This is a genomic window from Lampropedia cohaerens (assembly GCF_001005215.1).
Classification (GTDB): Bacteria; Pseudomonadota; Gammaproteobacteria; order Burkholderiales; family Burkholderiaceae_C; genus Lampropedia; species Lampropedia cohaerens.
In genome coordinates this window covers 25,706-43,367 of record NZ_LBNQ01000013.1, presented here as the reverse complement: position 1 = coordinate 43,367, position 17,662 = coordinate 25,706, and the positions used below count along the sequence as shown (strand labels likewise).

Here is a 17,662-nt window from a genome sequence, read left to right as displayed (position 1 = left end):
ATCGAGGAATTCCCATGGCCCACACCGACATTGCCGCCTCCGACCTCAAGACCATCCTCCACTCCAAGCGGGCCAACATCTACTACCTGGAGCACTGCCGGGTACTGGTCAATGGCGGACGTGTGGAATACGTCACCGACGCCGGCAAGCGCCAGTTGTACTGGAACATTCCTATTGCCAACACCACCAGCATCCTGCTGGGCACCGGCACCTCGATCACCCAGGCGGCGATGCGCGAGCTGGCCAAGGCGGGCGTATTGGTGGGTTTTTGCGGCGGGGGCGGCACGCCATTGTTCAGTGCCAATGAAGTGGATGTGGAGGTGGCCTGGCTCACACCGCAAAGCGAGTACCGCCCCACCGAATACCTGCAGGCGTGGGTGCGTTTCTGGTTTGACGATGAACTGCGCCTGATGGCTGCCAAGGCCCTGCAAACCGCCCGCATGCAGCGGCTCCAAATGGAGTGGAGCCACCGCAGTTTGAAGGACGCCGGTTTTGATGCAGACACCGCCAGGCTGGAAGAACTCATCGCCCGCACACAACGCGAGATAGCGCGCGCCGAGGACACCACGGCCCTGCTCACTGAGGAGGCGCGGCTGACCAAAGCACTATTCAAACTTGCCGTCGATGCCACAGGCTATGGTGACTTCACCCGTGCCAAGCGGGGCACCGGCACCGATCCTGCCAACCGCTTTCTGGACCATGGCAACTACCTGGCTTACGGCCTGGGGGCCACCTGCTGCTGGGTACTCGGCCTGCCGCACGGACTGGCAGTGCTGCACGGCAAAACGCGGCGCGGCGGACTGGTGTTTGATGTGGCGGACTTGGTGAAGGACGCCGCCATCCTGCCGCAGGCCTTTCTCTCGGCCATGCGCGGCGATGATGAGCAGCAATTTCGCCGCAACTGTATTGAAGCGCTGACGCGCAGCGAATCACTGGATTTCATGATCGACAGCACCAAGGACATTGCCATGCGCACCGCCCGGCTGGTCGACAGCGCCCATGCAGAGGCCAAGCCATGAACGTAATGCTGATCTCCCAATGCAGCAAACGGGCATTGACCGAAACCCGCCGCATCCTCGATCAATTTGCCGAACGCAAGGGCGAGCGCACCTGGCAGACCCCTATCACCCAGGCCGGGCTGGACACTTTGCGCAAACTGTTGCGCCAGACCGCCCGCAAAAACACCGCCGTGGCCTGCCACCGCATTGGCGGCAAGAACCACAGCGAGCTGCTGTGGATCGTGGGAGACGCGCGCCAATTCAACGAAGAAGGAACGGTGCCCACCAACAGTACCGAAAGTGATGTGCTGCGTGCCGATGATGAAAACAGTTGGAACAGCCTGCGTTTGATGCAACAGCTCACGGCGCTGGCCGCGTTGATGCACGACCTGGGCAAGGCCAGCGATGCTTTTCAAAGCCGCCTCAAAGGCGAGCTGAAGACAAAGAATCTGTACCGCCATGAATGGGCTTCGGTACGCTTGTTTCAGGCCTTTGTCACCTCCTGCGGGCTGGAGGACGACCATGCATGGCTGCACGCTCTGGCCCATGCTGGAACCATCGAACATGCCGATGCCTGGCGTGACCGATGGTTAGGCCAGGAGTATCTGCTGCGCGATGGCCTGGATGCGAAGATCACCGCAGCACACAACCCTTTTGCCGTACTGCCACCACTGGCACAGGCCGTGGCATGGCTGGTCTTGACGCACCACCGCCTGCCTGCCGCGCCATACAGCGCCACCGAAATGGTGGACGCAAACACGCGGCTCTACCATGGCCGCCAGTTCAGCGTGCAGCCCGCCGATCTGCACCAATTGCTCCAGCGCCTGAATGCCGAGTGGAACGAGCCCTTTCATGCCCGCGATATGGCGGCCGTTGCGAGTTACTGGCGCTTCTCCAACGGCCTGCCTGTCAGCACCGATGCCTGGCGAAGGCGCGCCGCACGTGCTGCCCAGGCCATGCTTCGGCAGACCACGGCCTCCACCAGCGGTGAAAGCGCTGCAAGCCCAACGCGCCTCTGCAGTGAACCGGCAGCAATGTGCTTGACCAATCCGTACGTCATGCACCTCTCGCGCCTGGCGTTGATGCTGGCCGACCATTACTATTCCGGCCTTGAGGACACCGGCTTGCGCGTGACAGGCGAGGAGAACTACCCGCTGTTTGCCAACACCGATCGCAAGACCGGCCAACGTCTGCAAGCGCTGGATGAACACCTGCTGGGTGTGGAGCACCACGCCAGCCAGTTGGTGCACACCTTCCCCAGCTTGAATCGCCAACTGGCGCATTTGCGCAACCACCGGGGCCTGAAAAAACGCAGCGAAGTCGCCCGCTTTCGCTGGCAAGACAAAGCGTCCGATCTGGCCGCCAGCGTGCGCACGCACGCTGCGGAGCACGGCGCATTCATCGTCAACATGGCATCAACCGGGTGCGGCAAGACCTTGGGCAACGCCCGGATCATGAACGCACTGGCCAACCCGCAGCAGGGCTTGCGCTGCGCCTTCGCAATGGGGCTGCGCACGCTGACTTTGCAGACTGGCCGCAGCTTTCAGCAAGACCTGGGGCTGGGCGATGACGATCTGGCCATTCAAGTCGGCGGCGCGGCCAGCCGGGAGTTGTTTGAATACTACGAAACGCAGGCCGAGCAGAGCGGTTCGGCCTCGCGCCAAGACTTGGCCGACGAGAGCAGCCATGTCGTATTTGAAGGCAACGACCAACACCCCATCCTGCACCACCTGAGCCATGACCACGCGGCGCGCAAGCTGTTGGCGGCGCCGCTATTGGTCTGCACCGTCGATCACTTGACGCCCGCCACCGAAAGCCTGCGGGGCGGCAAGCAAATCGTCCCCATGCTGCGCTTGATGAGCGGGGATCTGGTGCTGGATGAGCCCGACGACTTTGACATCGCCGACTTGCCCGCACTGACACGGCTGGTGCATTGGGCAGGCTTGCTGGGCGCGCGCGTGCTGCTGTCATCGGCCACCTTGCCGCCTGCACTGGTGGAAGGTTTGTTTCAAGCCTATTGCGCCGGGCGCAAGCACTACCAGCACAACCGCAGCGCCCGCCCACTTGAAGCCCCACGCATTGCCTGCCTGTGGGTGGATGAATTCCAGCAGCATGACGCCGAATGCGCCGATGCCGGCAGCTTTGCGGCCGCACATGCCTCTTTCGTGGCCAGGCGCAGCGCCAAACTCGCCGCACAAGTGCAAACCCACCCACGCAAATGGGCGCAGCTCTTGCCGATGCCAGACGGCTTCCACGAGCTGACCGAACCACAACGCCACCAGCGCTTTGCGCAGCACCTGCGCGATGCGGCGTTGGCGCTACACCGCGAGCATCACAGTCTCGACCCCGCCAGTTCCAAGCGCATCAGCTTCGGCCTGATACGCATGGCCAACATTGCGCCTTTGTACGAAGTGGCCCTGGCCATGTTTTCGCTGGGCGCGCCACAAGGGGTGCGCATGCATCTGTGCGTGTACCACTCACAGTTCCCGCTGTTTGCGCGCTCGGCCATGGAGCAGCGTCTGGATGCAGCGCTCAATCGCCGCGACGAAAACGCCGTCTTTGATCTTCCAGAGATTCGGCAAGCCATTGATGCGAACGTTGCGGCCGATCAGCTCTTCATCGTGCTGGGCAGTCCCGTGACAGAGGTCGGCCGCGATCACGACTACGACTGGGCCGTGGTGGAGCCATCGTCCATGCGCTCGCTCATTCAACTGGCTGGCCGCGTGCTGCGCCACCGCACCAACAAGCCGGTAGCCACGCCCAACATCCTGATCTGCGACACCAATCTGCGCCATTTCCAGCAACCCGGCAAGCCGGCCTTCTGTCGCCCGGGCTTTGAGAGCGCGGATTTCCCGCTCAAGCCGCACCAGCTGCAAGCGCTGCTGGCAAACCTGCTGGATGCCAAGCAGCGCCTGGTGGTCGATGCCAGGCCCCGCATCCTGCCACGCCCGGCCGATCAGCGCAGCCCCAGCGGCAATCTGGTGGATCTGGAACACATCCGCATGGAACGGCAAATGCTGCCCCCGGCGCCTGCGGCCGCAACAGGCCACCGGCGCAAGAATCGATCCGCTGCGACACCAGTACCCGCAGCCGCATCCACCATGCAGATCCCGGCTCCGCCTGCAGAACTCAACGCCAGCACCTTCTGGCATTGGCCAACGGTGCAACTGAGCGGCGCCATGCAACAAAGCCAGGTGTTCCGACAGGACCACACCGAATACGTTGATCTGGTGCTGCGCCCCAACGAGGATGAGGACGGCTACCTGCTCTACCGCGTGGCTGAAGGCGACAAAAAATGGGAGCAGCTCTATGTGCTGGTCGACGGTCCATTGCTGGAGCGCATTTCCGACAGTGCCGTCAACGGCCCCGGCATTGCACCGTGGGGAGCGGGCAATGGGCATGCCGACTTCTGGCACGCCATGCAGGCACAAGCCGAGGCGATGGGCTTGGCTATCCAGGACTTTGCCGAACGCTATGCCACCCTCAGCCTGCGCGCAAGCACGCAGGGCTGGCGGTGGCATCCGGCGCTGGGGTTTACTGCTGCGAAATAGCCGCAATCGAGCTGCCTGTGCGGCAGGTAACACTGCAAGTTAAAGCGATCGCTTACTTTTCTGAGCTGCCTGTGCGGCAGGTCACAGCGCGGAGGCGTGAGGGATCGTTACCCGCAGTTTCTGAACTCAGTATGGGCACCCTCTACAGAAGGAGAAAGGGAGGTGAAATTTTAGATTTTAAAGTGATAGTTTACTGGAATTGATTTCGGTTACAAATCTCCATAGAATCGAGCTCAATCAGGACGGCGCGTCAACGCGTGAGGTAATTACTCCGTCTCGTCCGAGTGCCACAGCAGCGCCGCTCCGGAACTCTACAGTTCTTCAATTCCTCGGAAGGAATCCCCATGCCTACGGAACAGACTCTCCGCGTTCGTAGCGCCATTCAGACGTTCTTGCATGACCGTTTGCAGGACAAACTGAGCAAGCTTGCAATCGACGATCCCAAACGCGTTGCATTGGAGGCACAGTTTCAGCCGGCCACCTGGCTACAGGATGCTGCCCGCCGCGTGAAACAGATTCAGGCCGTCACGCACGCACTCAAGCCAATTCATCCGGATGCGCGCGGCACGAACCTATACAGAACGCCCACACAGTTGCCTCAGCACGAGCTGGTCGGCAGTCATTCACTAGCGGGTAACTTCTCCAGCGACGTCGTGGGCAATGCCGCTGCACTTGATGTCTATAAATTCCTGAAAATTGACATTGATGGCATCAGCTTGCTTGATCTGTTGCTTGCAGGTGATGACGCGGCGTTGCACGCGTTGAGTGATGACGAGCAGCAAGCAAAGGAATGGGCCAGCGCTTTTATCAGCCTCACTCAGGAGCGAGGCGCGGGCATCAGTAGCCACGCCCGCGCCAAACAGCTCTACTGGATGGTTGGCAGCGACGCCAGTGCCGATGAGGACTACCACCTGCTGGCACCGCTGTATGCCACCTCGCTGGCCCATGCCGTGTACCAGGACGTGCAAGAGGCGCGTTTTGGTGAAGCCAACAAGCAGGCCCGCGCCGCCAGACGCGAAGGAAAGATGCACGATGGCGTCTTTCGTGACTACCCCCAGCTGGCCGTGCAGAAGCTGGGAGGCACCAAGCCACAGAATATTTCGCAGCTCAACAGCGAGCGCGGTGGCAACAACTACCTGCTGGCGTCCCTGCCGCCAAGCTGGCGCAGCCGTCTGCGTGCGCCCTGGGGCATTCGTTCGGTGATTGATGAGGTGCTGCTGCATCGCGAGGGCGTCAGGGCTGGCATCCAAGCCTTGCTGGATTTCTTGCTGACCGACCCGCCAGCCAACACGGAGACGCGCCGTCAGGTGGATGAGCATGTGGCCGGCTTGATTGATGACTTGGTACTGATGGCCGCTGAACTTCAGCGCGAATGGGCTCAAGCCTATGGCGAAACCTGGACGGCCGATGCGCGTTGCAAGCTGGTGGCTGCCGAGCAACTCTGGCTGAACCCGCAACGCGCGCAGCACGACGAGGAATTCAACGCGCAGTGGCAGGCCATGGATTGGCCGGCGCAAATCGGCCATCGCTTTGGCAACTGGCTCAATGCCCAACTGGCAGGCAAGCTACCAGTGGGCGAGGCAGAGCACCGCCAGTGGCAGAAAGAGTTGTTGCTTGATGAGGGCGAGGGCGGCTGGGCCAGCACCCTGCACAGTGCGCGCACTGCCAATGCCGCGCCGCAGTACATCCCCAGCCGCAAAGGAAATGCACCATGACACAGGACTTGCATGCTATGGCAAACAAATGGCTGCTGGTGATTCCGCACCTGCGCGTGCAAAACGCTAATGCGATTTCCAGCCCCCTCACGCATGGCTTTCCCTCCATCACGGCGTTTCTGGGTCTGCAATGGGCGCTGGAGCGCAAGCTGGTGGAAGCGGGAACCGACTGTCTGTTTTTTGAGAAGGTAGGCGTGGTCTGCCACTGGCACGAGGAGCAGGTCAACGATGGCTATGTCAAGACCTTCCGTTTGACGCGCAACCCGGTTGAGAAAGACGGCAGCACCGCAGCCATCGTCGAGGAAGGCCGCATTCACCTGGATATCTCGTTGGTGTTCCAGGTCGGCGTCGATCAGGAAGCTGCCGACAACCCCTTCACGACCGATGCAGCGGCGCGCCAAGCCTTGGCGTGGAAGATTCGAGAATTACTTAGCACCATGCGCATTGCGGGTGGCTCAGTCATCCACCACAGGCCACAGCCGGGCCAATCCATCACGCCGTCGCTCATTTTGATGGAGGCCGATGCAGAGAAACGCGCCGGACAGTTCCGCCTGCTGCGCCGCCGCCTGCTACCCGGTTTTGCGCTGGTGGGCCGTGATGACCTGCTGGTCAAGCGCTTGGCCAAGCTGCAAGCGCAGGATGCCAATGCCACAGCCCTGGATGCCTGGCTGGATCTGGCCCGCTTCAACTGGCGCAGCCATGAGGAGGAGCAGGCAAACGGCCAACCCAAGATCGTCTGGTCCCATGATCGCCCCCAAGGCTCTGGCTGGCTGGTGCCCATCCCAGTAGGGTATGGCGCGCTGTCTGAACTGTACGCGCCCGGGCTGGTCGCCAACGCCAGAGATCGCACAACGCCATTCCGGTTTGTGGAGAGCTTGTATTCGGTAGGCCAGTGGGTGAGCCCGCACCGCATGCGCGACATCAGTGATTTGCTGTGGTGGGCGGACAGCCAGCCCGAGCGCGGCCTGTACCGAGCGCGCAGCGGCTACGTGCCACCGGAACCTGAGCATGACGCGCCGGAAGCAGCCCTTGCGCCGTATGGCAGTGCGGCAACGGAATCGACTGCGGATAACCCATCACCCATCGCACCACATTGACTTGAAATTGCTGAACCGAAAGGAACCACCATGTCTTTGAAAACCGCTTCCGTCCTCGCCTTTGAACGCAAACTCGATCCATCCGATGCCCTGATGTACGCAGGCCAATGGGAGGCAAGGGAACAAACCGCGCAATGGGCAGCCATCGGCCTGCGCGAGAAATCGGTACGCGGCACCATCTCCAACCGCCTGAAAACCAAAGACCAGGACCCCGCCAAACTGGATGCCGCAATTGAAAACCCCAACCTGCAAACGGTGGATGTCGCCACATTGCCTGCCGATGCCGATACGCTGAAAGTCAGCTTCACCTTGCGCGTGCTGCCAGGCACAGGCACGCCATCGGCCTGCAACAACGCCGACTACCAGGCCAAGCTGGTGGCCACGGTTGCCAGCTATGTGCAAGCCAACGGCTTTGGCGAGCTGGCCAAGCGCTACGCACACAACCTGGCCAATGGCCGCTTTTTGTGGCGCAACCGCGTGGGCGCCGAACAGGTGCAAGTGACCATTGAACGACTCGAAAAAGGCAAGGCCACACAAAGCTGGACCTTTGATGCGCTGCAACTGAGCCTGCGCAACTTCGACGCCGGCAGCGCCAGCGGTGACCGTGACGCGCTGGCCGCTCTCATCGCACAAGGGCTGGCCGGTGAACAGCACGTGCTGCTGCAAATCACCGCCTACGCCCGCTTAGGAAAAGGGCAGGAAGTCTTCCCATCGCAGGAGCTGATTCTGGAGCGCGGCCGCGGGGATAAGAGCAAAACGCTCTACCACGTGGGTGACGTGGCTGCCATCCATTCACAAAAGCTGGGCAATGCCATCCGCAGCATTGATGACTGGTACGAAGGCGCCAGTGAACTGGGCCCCATTGCAGTGGAACCCTACGGCTCCGTCACCACGCAGGGAAGGGCCTATCGGCAGCCCAAGCAAAAGCTGGACTTCTACAACCTGCTGGACGACTGGATCCTGAAGGACAAAGTAGCACCGCTGGAGCAGCAACACTTCGTCATGGCCGTACTCATCCGTGGCGGTGTGTTTGGCGATGCAGGCAATTGAGCGAGGTCAGCGCCATGACCACGCATTACATCGACATCCGCGTGCTGCCGGATCCGGAATTTGCCGAAAGCATGCTCATGGGAGCGCTCTACACCAAGCTGCACCGCGCGCTGGTGCAAAGGGCCGCTGGTGACATCGGCGTGAGCTTTCCACACTACAGCCGCATACCGCGCGCCATAGGCCCGGTATTGCGCCTGCACGGCAGCGCCGCTGCACTGGATGCATTGATGGGCAGCAACTGGCTCGCCGGCATGCGCGATCACGTGCGCCTCAGCCCCATGCAAGCCGCTCCCGCCGATGCCAAGCACTGCACCGTACAGCGCCGCCAGTTCAAAACCAGCGCAGAGCGCCTGCGCCGCCGCCGCATCAAACGCAAGGGCGAAACCGCCGACCAGGCCGCCGCAGCCATACCGGATGACATCGAACGCAAGCCCGATTTGCCGTTCGTGCACATTCGCAGCAGCAGCACCGGTCAGTCATTCCAACTCTTTGTGAAAGTCAGCGCGCCAACATCTCAAGCCGTTGGCGGCACCTTCAACACGTACGGACTCAGCGCCACCGCTACCGTGCCGTGGTTTTGACCCTTTTTCCTGATGCCATCTGAGCATCCAGCAAAATCAAGCACTTAGCAAACACCCAAGTATTTGGGTGCTTTGCCTGGTCATTGGACTTGTTCTTTAAAAATCAATGGATTGAGCGACTTACAATCTAGTGACCTGCCGCACAGGCAGCTCAGAAAACCAGGGGCGTTAAAGTGGTAGCAACCGCTTCGTGACCTGCCGCACAGGCAGCTCAGAAAAATCAGAATTCGGCTCAAACTCGGCCACCCGGGTGACCTGCCGCACAGGCAGCTCAGAAATCATCCGGCATGCCGTGCGCCGCGACCATGCCGTGACCTGCCGCACAGGCAGCTCAGAAATGCATTCTTCATCCAGATACCAACATCCCACTGTGACCTGCCGCACAGGCAGCTCAGAAAAGATCCAGAAACAAACCAATCAGAAGGACAATGTGACCTGCCGCACAGGCAGCTCAGAAAATGTGGTCGCATTCGTACCGCGAGATGATGCGGTGACCTGCCGCACAGGCAGCTCAGAAATAGAGATGGTCGAGGAAGCGCAAAAATTGCTTGTGACCTGCCGCACAGGCAGCTCAGAAATTGTAGCTGTAAGTCCTGGCCTCATGCAGGAAGTGACCTGCCGCACAGGCAGCTCAGAAAGGATGGGGAACTAAACGGAGTATCCAGATAGCGTGACCTGCCGCACAGGCAGCTCAGAAAACGCGCAGGGCGTTGGCCCGCGCTTTATTGCGGTGACCTGCCGCACAGGCAGCTCAGAAAGATATAGAGTTTCCGAGTCTCTCCGAATTGATGTGACCTGCCGCACAGGCAGCTCAGAAATACAAATACTGGCCGAAAACAGACCGCCTGGAGTGACCTGCCGCACAGGCAGCTCAGAAAATCGATTCGAGGTAGAACGACATCTGCTGCTGGTGACCTGCCGCACAGGCAGCTCAGAAAATCACCGGGAGCGCAAACGATGAGTAATGCAAGTGACCTGCCGCACAGGCAGCTCAGAAAATCTGTTTCTCTGACCAGCTCGACCGTCGATAGTGACCTGCCGCACAGGCAGCTCAGAAAATGTGATGGCCTGGCCATCGGCGGGGGTGATGGTGACCTGCCGCACAGGCAGCTCAGAAATGTCAGACATTTTTGCTGCCATATCATCGCCAGTGACCTGCCGCACAGGCAGCTCAGAAAAATACCTGCAAACCCTGGAAGACCAAATCCTGGTGACCTGCCGCACAGGCAGCTCAGAAATACGGAGATGGCATGACCAAGCGCCTATCCCCGTGACCTGCCGCACAGGCAGCTCAGAAAGCGATCGAGGCGCACGGAAAATCGTTTGATGAGTGACCTGCCGCACAGGCAGCTCAGAAATCTGCAGTCAAGCCGATCTGAGGCGCAACTTGGTGACCTGCCGCACAGGCAGCTCAGAAATGCGAGCGGGGCGCGTGGAACGCGGATCTATCGTGACCTGCCGCACAGGCAGCTCAGAAAAGCTGGAGATGCAGGCGCTGATGACCAACATCGTGACCTGCCGCACAGGCAGCTCAGAAATGACACGGGAAGCGGAACTTCAGATTTTGCAAGTGACCTGCCGCACAGGCAGCTCAGAAATCAAGCCCGGAACGTTGACTAAAGCGCACGCAGTGACCTGCCGCACAGGCAGCTCAGAAAGTGTCCACGTTCCACCCACCGCACAAGAGCCCGTGACCTGCCGCACAGGCAGCTCAGAAACCAGGGCCGACATGGATGCCGTCACCCCCACTGTGACCTGCCGCACAGGCAGCTCAGAAATTTTTCTGCTGATTGCGCTGGTAGTACATGCCGTGACCTGCCGCACAGGCAGCTCAGAAAGATGCCGTTCAGCACCAATTCGCACCAAAAGAGTGACCTGCCGCACAGGCAGCTCAGAAATGACCGCACTGCGGCCATGGCCCGCGCATTCGGTGACCTGCCGCACAGGCAGCTCAGAAACCGGCGGTTTACGGATGTGGTGCACCAGATGGAGTGACCTGCCGCACAGGCAGCTCAGAAAAAGACCAAGCGCAAACTACCCGGCTTGCTCTGGTGACCTGCCGCACAGGCAGCTCAGAAAGCTGCCGATCGTGCACAAAGGCCCGCCAGATCGTGACCTGCCGCACAGGCAGCTCAGAAAGCATCGATGCGCAGCCTTCGACTAATGCCATCGTGACCTGCCGCACAGGCAGCTCAGAAAGATCCTGATACCGGCGCAGAGTACAAGCGCACGTGACCTGCCGCACAGGCAGCTCAGAAAATGTTGGAAGGGGCCGACACGCGCTGGACGTTGTGACCTGCCGCACAGGCAGCTCAGAAATTCAGGGATGCTGACGTAGCCACGTTGCTTGTGTGACCTGCCGCACAGGCAGCTCAGAAATCATAGCTGGCGGCCTGCTGCTGATTATCTATGTGACCTGCCGCACAGGCAGCTCAGAAATATGGCAAGGCCATTGATGCAATGAGCAAAACGTGACCTGCCGCACAGGCAGCTCAGAAATATCAAGACCAAGCCACGGCTTGCCGTCGAAAGTGACCTGCCGCACAGGCAGCTCAGAAAATGCGACGTGGCGCCCACCATGCCGGACAAGCGTGACCTGCCGCACAGGCAGCTCAGAAAGTTTTGCTCGTCGTAGGTCAGGTCGTCGCCGAGTGACCTGCCGCACAGGCAGCTCAGAAATGGCCCTGTTCCTCGGCGGCTGCGGCGGCGTCGTGACCTGCCGCACAGGCAGCTCAGAAATCGTCGGAGCGTTCCTCGCGCAGGGTGAGGCTGTGACCTGCCGCACAGGCAGCTCAGAAATTGGCGGCCTTCGGTATCTGGCGCGACCATCGGTGACCTGCCGCACAGGCAGCTCAGAAATTTAGAGGGTGATTTGCCAGTTGATGGCCTGGGTGACCTGCCGCACAGGCAGCTCAGAAAAGCAGCTCAACGATTAGCGCGGCTCGCTCATTGTGACCTGCCGCACAGGCAGCTCAGAAATGATCGGCGGTGCCGTCAGCGTGCAGGATGCCGTGACCTGCCGCACAGGCAGCTCAGAAATAACGGCAGCTGCCAATGCCACAGTCCCTCCTGTGACCTGCCGCACAGGCAGCTCAGAAAAGTCTGCGGTGGCCATGATGCCGTCGCCCAGGGTGACCTGCCGCACAGGCAGCTCAGAAAATGGTCACCTCCTCCCGCGCGGCGCTCAACGAGTGACCTGCCGCACAGGCAGCTCAGAAACTGACGCGCGCCCCATCGCAGCAGATGAGGCCGTGACCTGCCGCACAGGCAGCTCAGAAATCGCCCAGCGCCTCGCGGATGACGTAGCCCGTGTGACCTGCCGCACAGGCAGCTCAGAAAACCGCCGCCGATCAAGAACAGATTGAACAGGTGTGACCTGCCGCACAGGCAGCTCAGAAAATTTGGGGCCGCTCGCAAGTGCGGAGATGTTTGTGACCTGCCGCACAGGCAGCTCAGAAAGTTGATGTTGGTGTAGATCGTGCGCTTGTACTGTGACCTGCCGCACAGGCAGCTCAGAAAAAGACCAAGCGCAAACTACCCGGCTTGCTCTGGTGACCTGCCGCACAGGCAGCTCAGAAAATCATCACCGGCTCGCCTGGCGCGGGCAAAACGTGACCTGCCGCACAGGCAGCTCAGAAAAGCAGGAGCAGCCATTAATCCCTTTGCGACTCGTGACCTGCCGCACAGGCAGCTCAGAAAACGAATAGACGCAGGACCGCCACAAAACGGGCGTGACCTGCCGCACAGGCAGCTCAGAAATGCGTCTATTCGTGGTGACTTTGGTTTGCAGAGTGACCTGCCGCACAGGCAGCTCAGAAATGCCGCACCGCGCGTGCGATGGCCTGCGGGTCGTGACCTGCCGCACAGGCAGCTCAGAAAACGTTTTGTTTTTTTCGGTGTGGGCCTTGCCGGTGACCTGCCGCACAGGCAGCTCAGAAAAGCATCACATTGACCCCACGCCCACCGATGCAGTGACCTGCCGCACAGGCAGCTCAGAAAGCTGGAAACGATTGAGGATGCAGCCACGTGGCGTGACCTGCCGCACAGGCAGCTCAGAAAATACCGGACTGCCTGCTTATTTGCGACAAGCAGTGACCTGCCGCACAGGCAGCTCAGAAAAACGTCGATCAGTACGTCCAGGCCGCAGCGGCGTGACCTGCCGCACAGGCAGCTCAGAAATGCGCACCCATGTAGTACACGTCGCTCGGCGTGTGACCTGCCGCACAGGCAGCTCAGAAATTGGCCCGGCTCAGTTTCGTCCACACGCGGCGGTGACCTGCCGCACAGGCAGCTCAGAAAATCAGAGGAATCGCGTCGGAAAATGTCAGAATGTGACCTGCCGCACAGGCAGCTCAGAAAGTTGGCTGTGATGATGAATGTTCCGCCGTGGCGTGACCTGCCGCACAGGCAGCTCAGAAATTGGGATAGGGCGGCGCGGGCGCGGCCACCGTGTGACCTGCCGCACAGGCAGCTCAGAAAGCAGCAGCACGATGCTCACGCCGCTCATCCGGGTGACCTGCCGCACAGGCAGCTCAGAAATCCAACGCATCCAGTCGGGCCTGCACCGCAGCGTGACCTGCCGCACAGGCAGCTCAGAAATGGTTGGTGCTGCTTGGATGGCGGCAAAGAGTGTGACCTGCCGCACAGGCAGCTCAGAAATCCACCGTCCCGAGGTTGACAGGTATCGGTGGGTGACCTGCCGCACAGGCAGCTCAGAAATTCTCACTGGCCGTCTTGATCGACTGTACCGGGTGACCTGCCGCACAGGCAGCTCAGAAAGTGACCGAGCAACTGCGCGCGCGGGGATTCCGGTGACCTGCCGCACAGGCAGCTCAGAAAACGATCATGTTGTACTCCATGAGCATGAAATCGTGACCTGCCGCACAGGCAGCTCAGAAATCGATGCGGACAGTGCGCTTGGCCTTCTGGCAGTGACCTGCCGCACAGGCAGCTCAGAAATTCAACGACTGCAAACAACACTTCTGGCCGCCGTGACCTGCCGCACAGGCAGCTCAGAAAATTCATCCCGAGACGCTGCGCGCACGTCTGCGGTGACCTGCCGCACAGGCAGCTCAGAAATGCTGGCCGCGCAGCGTGAATTCCCCGATGTTGTGACCTGCCGCACAGGCAGCTCAGAAATTCGACTAATGCCATCATGACCGCGTCGGGTAGTGACCTGCCGCACAGGCAGCTCAGAAATCCAGGCATGCGCACGCGACCCTGCTCTAGCAGTGACCTGCCGCACAGGCAGCTCAGAAAATCGGGCACGACCAGTTGATTGGCCGGGCGATGTGACCTGCCGCACAGGCAGCTCAGAAATGCACCGGGCCAGCAGCGGTCATCTGCGCAATGTGACCTGCCGCACAGGCAGCTCAGAAACTTGTTGGTGTGTGCGCGGCGGTTCCATCGTTGTGACCTGCCGCACAGGCAGCTCAGAAATGCAACGATCAGGAGGGTTTGACGCTACGCCCGTGACCTGCCGCACAGGCAGCTCAGAAAACGCTAGGGGATGTGCCAAAAAACAGCGTCTGGTGACCTGCCGCACAGGCAGCTCAGAAAACTGGGCGGGCTCCTCTGAGAGCACGTCGTCCGTGACCTGCCGCACAGGCAGCTCAGAAAACGGGCGAAACCCACGCCAGGCCACGTGCCCAGTGACCTGCCGCACAGGCAGCTCAGAAAGCATGCGCGAGATCGCGGCGCAGCGCTGCAATGTGACCTGCCGCACAGGCAGCTCAGAAATGCAGCGCATCGGACTGGCGGCGCAGCTCTGCGTGACCTGCCGCACAGGCAGCTCAGAAAATGCCGAAGAATAGCCGTCAAGGCCACCTAGAGTGACCTGCCGCACAGGCAGCTCAGAAATGCGATCACGCGGAGACCTGCCAGGATGCGCCGTGACCTGCCGCACAGGCAGCTCAGAAATGGCTGACCTTAGGGTCATTGCAGGCGAGGATGTGACCTGCCGCACAGGCAGCTCAGAAACGATGAATCGATTGCAGCAGTTGCAGTGGCATCGTGACCTGCCGCACAGGCAGCTCAGAAAACTTCCTGCAATTACTCAGCGCCGTGCGCAACGTGACCTGCCGCACAGGCAGCTCAGAAAATCAACAGGCGTTTCGATCAGATCGGCGTACAGTGACCTGCCGCACAGGCAGCTCAGAAAAGCAGGCTGTAGACCAGATCCATTGGATTGTCGTGACCTGCCGCACAGGCAGCTCAGAAATAATCTTCAGCTTCGACGAATTCACCGTATTCGTGACCTGCCGCACAGGCAGCTCAGAAACACACCCTTGGTCAAGTTAATGGTGTGGATGTGTGACCTGCCGCACAGGCAGCTCAGAAATTCACTCTGTCATGATGATCGTTTGATTGCCTGTGACCTGCCGCACAGGCAGCTCAGAAAGGGCTGATACTCGATTGAAACAGTCTCAATTGGTGACCTGCCGCACAGGCAGCTCAGAAAAATCCTGCTTGCGCCGCTCGCCTTCTCCTGAAGTGACCTGCCGCACAGGCAGCTCAGAAACGTAAGGAATGGGGCCATGAGCAGTCAGTACAGTGACCTGCCGCACAGGCAGCTCAGAAAAAGCCACGGCTTGCCGTCGAAACCGTCAAAGCGTGACCTGCCGCACAGGCAGCTCAGAAAAGCGCAAGGTGGCATTGCTACTTGACGTAGATGTGACCTGCCGCACAGGCAGCTCAGAAAGGCATGGAACGCCGCAGATCATGATTTGCACTGTGACCTGCCGCACAGGCAGCTCAGAAAACTTTCATCGACATACACAATGTAGCGGCAATGTGACCTGCCGCACAGGCAGCTCAGAAATTGGACGAATCATGACCGAGCCGCGGACAAAGGTGACCTGCCGCACAGGCAGCTCAGAAAACTGCGCGGCAGATTTCTCCGATCTTTTCGTGGTGACCTGCCGCACAGGCAGCTCAGAAACTATCCCAAGGAGAGAAGTCATGACAGCGCAGGTGACCTGCCGCACAGGCAGCTCAGAAATCCACCTGGCGGTCGTAGAACGGGTCATCAGCGTGACCTGCCGCACAGGCAGCTCAGAAAAGTAGAGGGCTTCGAGATAAGGGTTCGGATTGGTGACCTGCCGCACAGGCAGCTCAGAAAGCCAGTAGACGAACCCTGGCAACGCCTGTTGCGTGACCTGCCGCACAGGCAGCTCAGAAAGTATCGACACCTCATCGCCGACCAGCGCGGAGGTGACCTGCCGCACAGGCAGCTCAGAAAATTAAAAAACCGCCTCGCGGGCGGTTGTCCTGGTGACCTGCCGCACAGGCAGCTCAGAAATCAGATGCCGGGGGCAAATTTACTCAGGACCCGTGACCTGCCGCACAGGCAGCTCAGAAAATCGCGAGCCTCCGCCACGTCGCGGATGAGATGTGACCTGCCGCACAGGCAGCTCAGAAATTCTCGGGAGGGCATGGGGGGGATTGTGGCAGGTGACCTGCCGCACAGGCAGCTCAGAAATGGGCGCGTGGTGGTCGGGTTCGACTTCTGGTGTGACCTGCCGCACAGGCAGCTCAGAAAAAGCGGCGGGCAAGCCCGCCGAAGTCAGGCCTGTGATCTGCCGCACAGGCAGCTCAGAAATGCAAGAGCGCGACGTGGTGGATGACCGCATGGTGACCTGCCGCACAGGCAGCTCAGAAATGTATCTCGGTTATCGGTGCGGGCCGGGCGTTGTGACCTGCCGCACAGGCAGCTCAGAAACGAGCGGATGCGATATTGGCCGCGCCGCCAGCGTGACCTGCCGCACAGGCAGCTCAGAAAACTGGAAGAAGGCGACAGGATCATCGGCAGAGGTGACCTGCCGCACAGGCAGCTCAGAAAATGCCCAGGTTCGTCAGCAGGATCAGCGGCCTGTGACCTGCCGCACAGGCAGCTCAGAAAAGTGTGCCAGCATGGGGCGGAAATCTGATCGCGTGACCTGCCGCACAGGCAGCTCAGAAAGAGTCGATACTTCTTGAATGTCGCCTCTTGTTGTGACCTGCCGCACAGGCAGCTCAGAAATCGCGGGCCTCTGCGCGTGGTGCTCCGCCATCGTGACCTGCCGCACAGGCAGCTCAGAAACTCGCCGTTCGCCTTCTCCACGCGCTCGGTCAGTGACCTGCCGCACAGGCAGCTCAGAAAATGCGGTCCTGAAGAGTGCTCATGTAAGAAAGGTGACCTGCCGCACAGGCAGCTCAGAAACATGGCCGTCCGGGTGGCCGTGCCGATCAGCTGTGACCTGCCGCACAGGCAGCTCAGAAAGTATGGGGTCGTGATCTCCTTGAGCATTCCAGGTGACCTGCCGCACAGGCAGCTCAGAAATCGGCAAACATCATTGCCCGAACAGCCGTCATGTGACCTGCCGCACAGGCAGCTCAGAAAGCATCGAGCCGGAACATGTAGCGCCGCTCGCTGTGACCTGCCGCACAGGCAGCTCAGAAAATCTGATCGAGCATCGTGCGCAACATAGCCGCGTGACCTGCCGCACAGGCAGCTCAGAAAGTTTTGTTCCACGCCTGGGCGCGCATGATGCTGTGACCTGCCGCACAGGCAGCTCAGAAACACGGCCAGTAATCCGGCGTGGGCTCTTCCGAGTGACCTGCCGCACAGGCAGCTCAGAAAACTACCAGATCAAATACGCTGGCTTGACCTACGTGACCTGCCGCACAGGC

At 60.4% G+C, this 17,662-nt stretch carries 6 protein-coding genes and 1 CRISPR repeat array (1 of these 7 only partly in view); all 6 genes read left to right on the top strand.

The window, feature by feature from the left end; translation table 11 throughout:
• Nucleotides 1-14: 14 nt before the first annotated feature.
• Nucleotides 15-1,019 (top strand): type I-F CRISPR-associated endonuclease Cas1f, encoded by a 1,005-nt coding sequence (gene cas1f, locus AAV94_RS03190; protein ID WP_046740889.1) that lies wholly within the window; start codon nt 15-17, stop codon nt 1,017-1,019.
• Nucleotides 1,016-4,549, top strand: coding sequence for a type I-F CRISPR-associated helicase Cas3f (gene cas3f, locus AAV94_RS03185; RefSeq protein ID WP_046740888.1), 3,534 nt, complete (start codon nt 1,016-1,018; stop codon nt 4,547-4,549). The genes cas1f and cas3f overlap by 4 nt, the downstream gene beginning before the upstream one ends.
• A gap of 344 nt (nt 4,550-4,893) precedes the next feature.
• Entirely contained in the window at nt 4,894-6,264 is a 1,371-nt protein-coding gene (csy1, locus tag AAV94_RS03180) for a type I-F CRISPR-associated protein Csy1 (RefSeq protein WP_046740887.1), read from the top strand.
• Between the two features lie 17 nt (nt 6,265-6,281).
• Nucleotides 6,282-7,361, top strand: a complete 1,080-nt coding sequence (gene csy2, locus AAV94_RS03175) for a type I-F CRISPR-associated protein Csy2 (protein WP_156167965.1) — start codon at nt 6,282-6,284, stop codon at nt 7,359-7,361.
• A gap of 30 nt (nt 7,362-7,391) precedes the next feature.
• Entirely contained in the window at nt 7,392-8,411 is a 1,020-nt protein-coding gene (gene csy3, locus AAV94_RS03170) for a type I-F CRISPR-associated protein Csy3 (RefSeq protein WP_046740886.1), read from the top strand.
• A gap of 14 nt (nt 8,412-8,425) precedes the next feature.
• A complete protein-coding gene (cas6f, locus tag AAV94_RS03165) occupies nt 8,426-8,992 on the top strand; it encodes a type I-F CRISPR-associated endoribonuclease Cas6/Csy4 (protein WP_046740927.1) in 567 nt (188 codons plus the stop codon).
• A gap of 130 nt (nt 8,993-9,122) precedes the next feature.
• Nucleotides 9,123-17,662: a CRISPR direct-repeat array (repeat unit 28 nt; unit sequence GTGACCTGCCGCACAGGCAGCTCAGAAA); it runs 310 nt beyond the window's last position.